This is a genomic window from Chromobacterium sp. FG22 (genome assembly GCF_057809415.1).
Window position 1 is genome coordinate 240,863 of sequence record NZ_JBMDJX010000006.1, and the last position, 6,523, is coordinate 247,385.

The following is a 6,523-nucleotide window of genomic DNA, read 5'->3' on the forward strand; positions in this document are numbered from 1 at the left end:
GCCGGGAAGCTCAATAGTTGAAGTACATCACGCCAAATGCACCTGGATCGCCAGGCCTGCGTTTTGTGCGTTTGGGTAGGTCGATATTATCGGGGTCTGGCAACCCTAATGCTTTAAAGACCTGTGTAGCCGCGTGCACATACATCATAAATTTTCTTCCAGTGACGAGTGAGTATGTTCCTAGGAATAGATACATGAATATAGTCGCATACAAATACTCTGCCCCAAAAAATGAAAAAAGTTTCTCTTTTCCGTCGATAAGATCAAATATTGTAAATAATATTGGGATAAATACGGCTACCAAGAAAGTTGTTGCTATGAACCACCACTTGATGATGGTGGTGATGTGAGATTTTTTGCCACGTGAGCAATGCGGGTATAGGGCGATGGTGCGATCTTGAGGTCTCGCAATGGCGATGATTTCAAAGTAATCCCCTTGTAATGTCCCGATTAGTTCTACGTCGTCACCATCTTTAAATGGGCTGAACCATACCCAGCCTTTGGCGGGCAGTCCATTAATTTCCATCTCAATATAGTCGGCTTGCTCGCGTAAGTTGCTCGCATCCCTAGCGGTGTTAGCTGCCATACCGGCAGCGCCAGCCAGGGCTCCTGCAATAGCTGACAGGCCCATGATGTTGCGGTCGCGGTCAGTAAAAAAGAAGTTGGCCATTTCTCGTGTTTTTTTGTAACGGGAAATTTTGCCGCTGATTTTGCTTAGCGTCATGCTAGCTATGTTGGGGGCTAAGCTGATCGGACGAAATATGGCCATAGTGGAATCGGGCTTAGTAGTTGAAGTACATTACACCGAGTGCACCGGGGTCGCCTGGTTTACGTTTAGTACACTTGGGTAAGTCCGTATTGTCTGGATTTGGAAGTTTCATCGTTTTAAAAACTTGTGTCGCAGCTTTAACAAACATCATGAATTTTTTTCCAGTTACAAGTGAATATGCTCCAAACAATGCGTAGGAAACAATGCCGACGTATATGTAATTAAAGTTGATGAGTGAATTGAAGAGCTCAGATGAGATAAGTAGATCGATAATAAAAAGGAAGGCTGGAAATGCGATCCATAGCATAAAGGATACAGAGAGCGCCCACCATTTTATAATGTTTTTTATATGTGCATTTTTTCCTCTGGAACAATGTGGGTAGAGTGCGATTACTCTATCCGCTGGTCGTAATATCGCTACAATCTCAAAGTAACCCTCTTGTTGCGTTCCTATAACTTCCACTTCATCGCCCGCTTGAAAAGGGCTAAACCAGACCCAGCCTTTTGCCAACTGTCCATCGAATTTCATTTCAACGTAGTCAGCCTCTTCGCGTAAATTTGCTGCATCTCTAGCCGTGCTTGCAGCCATGCCAGCAGCTCCGGCTAGTGCTCCTGCTATGGCGGCTAAGCCCATGATGCTGCGATCATGGTCGGTAAAAAAGAAATTGGCAAGTTCTCTGGTTTTTTTGTAGTGCGAGATTTTTCCGCTGATTTTGCTTAGCTTCATCGTTGATGAAGTGGGCACTAAGCTGCTAGGTGGTGACATCGCCATGCCGGGGGCTCAATAGTTAAAATACATCACGCCAAATGCACCTGGATCGCCAGGCTTGCGTTTTGTAAGTTTGGGTAAGTTGATGTTGTCAGGCTCTTTTAAACCTAATGCTTTAAAAACTTGAGTAGCAGCATGTACATACATCATGAATTTCTTACCGTTTACAAATGCAAAGGTTCCCGTCAGTAGACTTATCCCGATGGTAAAGTATGGGAAAGCTGTTGTGGATACGAAGTAGTCCATGCCATCGTTGGCAAGGGCTGCTATGGCAATATCAAAAACGATTGCAAAAATAATTGCCGCTAAGGTAATGAAAAACCACCATTTTATAATATTTCTTATATGAGCATTTTTTCCTCTTGAGCAGTGAGGGTAAAGTGCTATAGTCCTATCTTTTGTTCGGACTATTGCAATAAGTTCAAAGTAATCGTGCCGTTGATTTCCAATAACTTCAACCTCATCTCCATCTTGGAATGGGCTAAACCAAACCCACCCTTTAGCTAGTTGTCCATTAATTTCCATCTCAACATAGTCGGCTTGCTCGCGTAAGTTGCTTGCATCCCTAGCGGTGCTGGCGGCCATGCCGGCAGCGCCAGCCAGAGCACCCGCAATGGCTGACAGACCCATGATGTTGCGGTCGTGGTCAGTAAAGAAGAAGTTAGCCATTTCCCGTGTTTTCTTATATCGAGAAATCTTGCCACTGATTTTGCTTAGTTCAGTAACTGAGTTGCTGCTAACAGAGCTATTAACAATCATGGTTGATGTCCTTAAACTTGCTCAGATGTTTTAGGTTTTGTAAATATCTTTTCTAGTGACTGAGTTAAGTCGTTTATATCTTTGGGGGATTTAGCATTTTTGCTATCTTTTCCGAAAGGAGTTTGACTGATCCAAATTTGCAGGTCATCGTCCTCCAAGGCCCAAATTAAGCCCTGTAAAACAAAGATAGTTAAGCTAACCCAACTGCCAACCGTCATAAAGACTATGCGGGTTGCGAGTATTGCTGCCGAGCGGGCCCCGAGAGCAGCAGCTGTTTCTGCAATGGCGACGTTACTACTTACCCGCATGATGACTGGTGCGGCATATGTGAAAGTAGAGAGCCCAGATGCACCTAGGCCAATGGCACCGATAGTGGCTTTTGCTATATACAATGCTTGGATAGTAGTTTGTCCTTTTGTACTGGCATCTCTGGCACTGAGGCCATCTTGTACAATCCCAATCCCATTCGACGCCGCCATCAACAAACCGCCCATCAGTTTTAGCCGCTGTATGCTGCGGGCTTGCTCGCCGCCCTGCATGATCTTGCTCAGGGGCAGGCTCATGATATCGATGGTCTGGGCAGTCAAGGCCAGGCCGGAGGCGGCCAGGCTGGCGTAGACCGCGCCGTCCTTCTCGTTTTGCAGCAGCAAACGTCCCAGATAGACCCCTTCTATCATCATCACGAGCAGAGTCAGGCGGGCGTCCTTGACCACGGACAGATGGTCTTTGGGCTTGTCCACCCGTAGCTTATCGTAGGCCCGCTGCAGTTTGGCCCCCTGAGTCCGGCGGTATTCCGCCTCTTTGCGCAGAGCCTTCTGCAAGCGCTTGTATTTGGCTTGCGGGGTGGGCTCTTTTTTAAGTTTTTTGCGTTGGACATTATCCGCATACTCTGCCGCCACCAGCGCCTTGATGTCGGCAGTGCTGACCAGCGCGCGGCAAGCCAACACCATTTGCAGCAGCTTTTCGCCCAGATAGATCTCGGCCTTGTCCAGTTTCAGGGCGGCGCCGGCGCGGCCGGCGGCCGGGGCGAAGGCCTTGATGATGGCGTTGCCGGCGGTGACGATCACATGGTCTATCTGCCCGGTGCGCGCGGTGAGGAGGCTGACCCCGAAGGCGGTTTTGCCTTGGGGGCTGCGAGCTTCAAGGTTGTTCTCGTACAAGGCGGCATTTTCCTTGTACATGTCCAGCAGCTTCTGGAAATAGTTCTTGGTGGTTTCTATGGTGCGCACTGCCGCGTCGCTGTACGGCGTGTCCTGATTCTGCTTGGCGTCCTTCAGCGCGGTTTTCAGCTCGGTTTCTATTTTCTTCTGATTGAGCGCCAGCGCGCGGTAAAGCACATTGTTGCGCGCTATCGCCACGTCCTTGGCCCAGGCGTCCAGCTTGGCCTGGCCACTGACGGTGACGTTGATGCCGCTGATGGCGTGGCCGATGACGGCTTCGAACTCGATGCCGTCCTTGGGATCGGCGTCGTGGTAGTCCTCCAAGGTGTCCAGGAACAAAGGCGCTTGCAGCCAGCGCAGCAAGGCGCCCACGGTTTTGTTCTGGCGCGCGCCGATGGCGGCGTCCAGCTCGTTTTGGAATTTCTGGAAGTTGGACAGGCGGTCCGGGTCGATTTTCTTGCGGTATTTGGGCCAACTGCGGTCGCCGGCCTGTTCGATGTTGTTGTCGTAGTTTTCGCCGCGTTTGGCGCGGAAGGCGGCCACCTTGGCCTTGAGCGCGGCGATCTGCTGGCCGCGTTGCGGTTCCGGGACGCGGCGCAGGTCGATGGCGTCCAGCTCATTGGGCGCGATAGAGGCCGGGATTTGCCAGCCGGCCCATTGGTCCAGCAGGTCGCAGACTTCCAGGCGCTGGCGTTTCAACGCCGGGTCTTGCAGCTTGGCGATGGCGGCGCGGCGTTGGGCCATGACGGCCGGGTTGTACCAGGTGGCGGTATCGCGCCGCATCATGTCGTCCTGGAACTTCTCCTGTCCTTCCTGGGCCTGGGCGCTCAGCGATTTCCGGATGTTTTCCAATGCCTGGATTGCGTGCAATTGGAAGCTGCGCTCCTCGGCGAACAGCAGCGCCAGGCCGGCGCTGTCGTTGACGTATCCGTTAAGCTCCTGGGCGGTGCCGATGGCGTCCCACAGCGCCAGGATGTGCGGGGTGTTGTTGCCGCCGCTTTTCTTGGCGCGGGCCTGCATGAATTGCAGGCTTTCTTCGGCCTTGCCTCGGCGTGCGTGGATGGGGTAGCGCGCGTAGTTTTTGTCCACCCGGGCCTTGTCGTAGCTGCCGTCCTCCTTGCTGAAGGCGTCGGTCTTGGGGTCGTAGGCCAGCTGGGCGGGCTGGTAGCCGGGATGGTATTCCATCACCGCTTCGATCGCGGCCTTGCTGGCGGTGGTGCCGTGGGCGTTGGAGCTGCCGGCGGCCATGGCCTTGGGGTCTATGGCCTGCATGCGGGCGGCGCGCAACTTGGCGTCCTGAGCATAGCGCCGCAGTGTCAGGTCGCCCCATTTGTATTCGCTGAAGGCGATCCAGGCCGGGCCGCATTTTTCCGGCTGTTCGATGATCAGGTGGTGCAACCGGCTATTGCTGTGGCCGGCGGTGTTGCAAACCACGCTTTTCCCAGCCGCTTGCGCGGCCTTGGGCGAGGGCTGTTTCAGCAGGACGCCGTCTTCGGTGACGCTATAGCACTCCCATAGATTGGAGCCGCGAGCGTGTTTGGCATAAAACAGGTAGACGAAGCCGGCGCGCAGGGTGCGCAGCGCGTAATGGAAGTCCGCGTCCAGCGCGATGTCTTTGACTTTATCGGCACAGGCCCAGGCGGGCAGGGCGGCTTTCACCGTTTTGGGCACCGGCGCGTAGCGTACCGGCATGATGGGCAGGCCGCTGGCCTGACAGGCTTTACACAGTTGGCTCATGATTTGCTGTGGTCCGGGTGTATGAGGTGCGTCATGTCGGCTGCGCTCAGGCGCTGGCGGCGATGGCCGCCCAGTCCGCTTCGCTGAGCGAATCCGTCAGCCCGCTGTAAAAGTCGTCCGCCTCGCGCCCCGCCAGCAGCGCTTGCACGCGGGGGTGCAGATAGAAACGGGGGTGCACGGTGACGGCGTGCAGGGCGAAGCGGGACAAGTCTTCCTCGTCGTCAAAGCCCAGCGCGCCGGCATGGCGCAAGGCGGAGAACGCATGCAGGCGCGCGGTTTCCAGCGTGCCCGCGTCGCATTCCGGCGCGTGCTCGCGCCACGCCAGCAGCGCGCGGTTGAGCGGGCCGATGCGGGCGATGTCTTCCCACAAGCCGGGCTCCCAGCGCGAGAGCGGTCGCGCCGCGCCTGTCGCGGGCGGCGCCGGCTCCAGACAGGTGAGTTCGCCGGCCGGGTCCAATAGCCACCAGCGGCTGACCGAGCCCAACAGGCCGCGCTGCTGCGCGGTGTTCAACAGCGGCCACAGCGCCCAGCTCACCGCCGGGTCGTGCAGGCGCAGCAGATGGGTCTCGCCATTGGGACTGCGGCGTATCATCTGGCGGCCAATATGGGCGGCGGCCAGTTTGGCGGAGCCGGTGATTTCCAGCCAGCCGGCCACGCGCCGGCCTTGCCCCAGCGCTAGCGCGTCCGGCTCGGCTTCCGCCAGCGCCTGAGCGATGCTGTCGGCCAGCGCTGGCGCGCCGGCGTTCAGCGGCAGCCAGGCCGGCTGGCGCGCGGGGTCCAGTTGCGGATGTTTCAGCGGCAGCAGCAGGCCTTGCTGCCGGGCTTGTTCGTTCAGTTCGGCTTCGGCGCCCGCCAGCGGGCGGCTGGGCGCGTCCAGGGCCAGCAGCAGTTGCGCGCCGGCCTGTTGGCGGGCTTGCAGCTGTTGCAGAATGGCGGCGTGTTTAGCGGATGCTTGCATGGCTCAGCCCAGGCGCACGGTGGCGGATTGGGTTGCGGCGGCGCTGTTCAGCGCTTGCTCGCAGCCTTTGTTGAATTTGGGCAAGGGCGCGTTCAGGCTGGTGGGGCCGCTGAGGTTATGGCTGGCGCCTTTCACCGTCACGGTGCCGGGGCAGTGCACTTCGATATCGCCGCCCTTGAGCCGGATGTAGCCGCCGCCGGCGGTGACCAGGATTTCCTCCTTGGCGGTGATGACGATGCGCTCCTTACAGGAGGTGATGGTGACGTCCTTGTCCGCGGTCACTTCGATAGTGTCGCTCTGCGCCTGCATCTGAATTTTGCCCTTGGCGGCGATCAGCTTCAGCGCGATCTTGTCTTGCAGGCCGGTGACGA

6 protein-coding genes are annotated in these 6,523 nt (G+C 56.1%); all 6 read right to left on the reverse strand.

Going from position 1 to position 6,523, the window contains the following annotated elements; all coding sequences use genetic code 11:
* Positions 1-10: 10 nt before the first annotated feature.
* Entirely contained in the window at positions 11-724 is a 714-nt protein-coding gene (locus ACODSD_RS08735) for a putative type VI secretion system effector (RefSeq protein ID WP_488877187.1), read from the reverse strand.
* A 58-nt stretch (positions 725-782) separates the two neighbouring features.
* Positions 783-1,541, reverse strand: a complete 759-nt coding sequence (locus tag ACODSD_RS08740) for a putative type VI secretion system effector (protein WP_488877188.1) — start codon at positions 1,539-1,541, stop codon at positions 783-785.
* Between the two features lie 9 nt (positions 1,542-1,550).
* A complete protein-coding gene (locus ACODSD_RS08745) occupies positions 1,551-2,297 on the reverse strand; it encodes a putative type VI secretion system effector (protein WP_253314249.1) in 747 nt (248 codons plus the stop codon).
* Between the two features lie 11 nt (positions 2,298-2,308).
* Positions 2,309-5,194 carry a T6SS effector BTH_I2691 family protein gene (locus ACODSD_RS08750; protein WP_488877189.1) on the reverse strand — a complete coding sequence of 962 codons (2,886 nt, stop codon included), beginning with the start codon at positions 5,192-5,194 and terminating at the stop codon, positions 2,309-2,311.
* A gap of 46 nt (positions 5,195-5,240) precedes the next feature.
* A complete protein-coding gene (locus tag ACODSD_RS08755) occupies positions 5,241-6,152 on the reverse strand; it encodes a hypothetical protein (RefSeq protein WP_488877190.1) in 912 nt (303 codons plus the stop codon).
* 3 nt (positions 6,153-6,155) lie between these two features.
* Positions 6,156-6,523, reverse strand: a 368-nt coding sequence (locus ACODSD_RS08760; protein WP_488877191.1) for a DUF2345 domain-containing protein, incomplete at its 5' end; no start/stop codon positions are given.